This is a genomic window from Pseudonocardia sp. McavD-2-B (assembly GCF_024124365.1).
GTDB classification, from domain to species: domain Bacteria; phylum Actinomycetota; class Actinomycetes; order Mycobacteriales; family Pseudonocardiaceae; genus Pseudonocardia; species Pseudonocardia alni.
Genome location: NZ_JAMXSG010000426.1, coordinates 1 through 3,037, shown reverse-complemented (window position 1 = coordinate 3,037; position 3,037 = coordinate 1). Strand labels below are relative to the sequence as shown.

Genomic DNA, 3,037 nt, shown 5'->3' with positions numbered 1-3,037 from the left:
CGCCCCGGGCACCGCCGCCGGGCCCGCCGTCGCGGTCCCCGCGCCCCGCACGCCCACCTCGCCCTCGACCGGGAACCCGGGCACCGGGTCCCCGTCGTCGCCGACGGTCCCGGCTCCGCGCGGCTCCGGTGGGACGGGCTCGCCGCTCGCCCCGATCGTCGCCCCGATCAACAACCCGGACCGGCCGTCCGCGGGCAACATCCTCGAGCCCGTGACCGGCACGTCGCCGTCGCGCGGCGGGACCAGCACCGGCCCGGTCCAGGACGTCACCGAGAACGTCCGCCCGGTCGGGGACGCCGTCGGTGGCGTCGTCGCCCCGGTCGCGCAGGCCGCGGCGCCGGTCGGGAAGACCCTCGGCGGTGCCGTGTCCCCCGTGACCGAGGCCGTCCGCCCGGTGACGAACGCGGTCAAGCCCGTCACCCGGCCCCTCACCGACACCCTCGAGCCGGTGACGACGCCGGTGCTCGGCGCGCTGTCGCCGGTCACCGAGCCCGTCCTCAGGAGCACCGAGCCGCTCACCGGCCCGGTCCTGAAGGCGGCCGAGCCGGTCACCGGGCTCCTCGACACCTCCGCGAAGAAGGCCACCGCGGACACCGGCTCCTCGTCCTCGGACGCCACCCAGCCGCTGCAGGCCGTCACGAAGCCCGTGGGGCAGGTGGCCGGCACGGTGACCGAGCCGGTCGGGGGCGCCCTGTCCGGCGTGACCGAACCGGTCGGCGGGGTGCTCGGCGGCGTCACGAAGGGCGCGGGCGGGCTGCTGGGCGGCTGACGCCGCACCCACGACGACGGCCCCGGCCCCCGCACAGCGGGGACCGGGGCCGTGTCGGTGCCTGCGCACGTGCCGTGTCGGACCGGCCGACGGTCCGTACCGACGCTCCTTCCGGCACGCTCCGGTCGCTGCGCGACCTACACGAGCCTCCTGTCCGTGCCGATGCTCCTTCCGGCACGCTCCGGTCGCTGCGCGACCTACACGAGCCTCCTGTCGGAAGCCCAGCGGGACAGCTCGTGCCGGTTCGACGTCTGCGTCTTGCGCAGCACGCTCGACACGTGGGTCTCCACCGTCTTCACCGAGATGAACAGCTCCTTCGCGATCTCCTTGTAGGCGTAGCCGCGGGCCAGCAGCCGCAGCACGTCCCGCTCCCGCTTGGTCAGCTGGTCGATCTCCGGGTCCACCGGCGGTGCCGCACCCGGCCGGTCGGAGAACGCGTCCAGCACGAACCCGGCCAGGCGTGGTGAGAAGACCGCGTCACCGGCCCGTACGCGTCGCACGGCGTCGGCGAGGTCCCGGCCCGAGATCGTCTTCGTGACGTAGCCGCGGGCGCCGGACCGGATCACCGAGATGACGTCCTCCGCAGCGTCGGACACCGACAGTGCCAGGAACACCGACTCCGTGCCCGCCGCGCGCGCCCGGCGCAGGATCTCCGCGCCCCCGCCGCCGGGCATGTGCACGTCGAGCAGCACCACGTCCGGCGCGAGGTGCCCGACGCCGGCCACCGCCTCGTCGACGGAGCCCGCCTCACCGACGACCTCCAGCACGGGGCTGCGCCCGTCGCCACGGTCCAGCTCGGCGCGCACGCCGGACCGGAACAACGCGTGGTCGTCGACCAGGTAGACCCGGATACCGGTGTCGCCCGGACCAGCCGGTGTCCCCGGCACGTCGGCGGTGGTCATGCCGTCTCCTTCTCCGTCAGCGGCATCGACAGCCGCACCTCCGTACCCTCCCCGGCCCCGGTGCGGATCCGGACCGTGCCGCCGTGGCGGCGCATCCGGGCGTGCACCGAGTCCGCGAGGCCGTGCCGGTCGTCGGACACCGCATCCGGGTCGAAACCCGTGCCGCGGTCCCGCACGAACACCTCGGCCGCGCCCGGCCCCTCGTCCGAGGCGGGCTCGACCTCGACGTAGACGTCGACCTCGGACGTCCCCGAGTGCTTCGCCGCGTTCACCATCGCCTCGCGTGCCGCCAGCACCAGGGCGCGCAGGTCGTCGTCGAGCTCGGCGTCACCGACCAGCACCGGGCCGACGGCCACCGCGTAGGTGTCCTCCACCTCGCCCGCGACGCGCGTGATCGCCGCCGACAGCAGCGTCTCCACGGCGTCCGGGCTGCCGCCGCCGCCCCGGGCGCGTCCGCCCGGCCCGTAGAGCCAGGCACGCAGCTCCCGCTCCTGGCCGCGGGCCAGCCGCTGCACCTCGCGCGGGTCGCAGGACTGGCGCTGGATCAGCGCGAGGGTCTGCAGCACCGAGTCGTGCAGGTGCGCGGCGATCTCGGCGCGCTCGGCGGCGACCGCGCGGGCCCGGCGCTCCTCGCCGAGGTCGCGCACCAGCCGTACCCACCAGGGGACGGTGAGGACCGCGACGCCCAGCAGCGTCGCCAGCGCCGCGAGGATCCCGAACCGCACCTGGCTCAGGTCCAGGTTGCCGAGCAGGAACACCGCCAGCCCGGTCAGGACGAGCGCGGCGCCGAGCACGGTGCGGGCCAGCGCCGCACGACCGCCCGTGACGCGGCTGCGGGCGTCGCGCGCCCACCGCCGTCGCTGCGCCTCGTCGGCCTCCCGCCACACGACGGCCGCACCGACCGTCGCCAGCCCCAGCGGGCCGGCGATCCAGCCGAGCACGGCCGAACCCGAGGTCGCCGCGACCAGCGACAACCCCAGCCCCAGCGTCAGCAGCCCGGCGGCCTGGAGGCGTTCGGACCGGGTGACGGTCCGCTCGACGACGGCGGCCTCCTGCCGCAGGAACACCCACAGCAGGCCGTAGGCCAGGACCCCCGCCCAGCCGAGCAGGGTCAGCGCGACGAAGGCCGCCCGGATCCAGCGGACGTCGACGCCGAGGTGGTCGGCCACCCCGCCCGCGACGCCGCCCCCCCCCCCCGCCCGCACCCGCTGCGCGTGACCGCGGTGGCCCGGCTCCCCCCGGACGCGGTCGCGGTCACCCTGGAGGTGCCCGGCGCGCTGCGCGACGTGTTCTCCCACCGCCCCGGCCGCCATGTCACCGTGGGCGCGCGGATCGACGGCGAGCTCGTGCGGCGCAACTACTCGAT

2 protein-coding genes and 1 pseudogene are annotated in these 3,037 nt (G+C 76.3%); 1 reads left to right on the top strand and 2 read right to left on the bottom strand.

Features of this window, described 5'->3' with window-relative positions:
- A pseudogene (locus NH602_RS29670) lies at positions 1-769 on the top strand (hypothetical protein); the annotation flags it as partial.
- 197 nt (positions 770-966) lie between these two features.
- On the opposite strand, the gene NH602_RS29665 reads toward NH602_RS29670, so the two are convergent.
- Together NH602_RS29665 and NH602_RS29660 are read right to left on the bottom strand one after the other, a co-directional pair.
- A complete protein-coding gene (locus NH602_RS29665) occupies positions 967-1,671 on the bottom strand; it encodes a response regulator transcription factor (RefSeq protein WP_073576423.1) in 705 nt (234 codons plus the stop codon).
- The gene (locus NH602_RS29660) at positions 1,668-2,876 is read right to left on the bottom strand and encodes a PspC domain-containing protein (RefSeq protein WP_308292899.1); all 1,209 of its coding nucleotides are present in this window, start codon (positions 2,874-2,876) and stop codon (positions 1,668-1,670) included. Before NH602_RS29660 ends, NH602_RS29665 begins: the two co-directional genes overlap by 4 nt.
- Between the last annotated feature and the right edge of the window lie 161 nt (positions 2,877-3,037).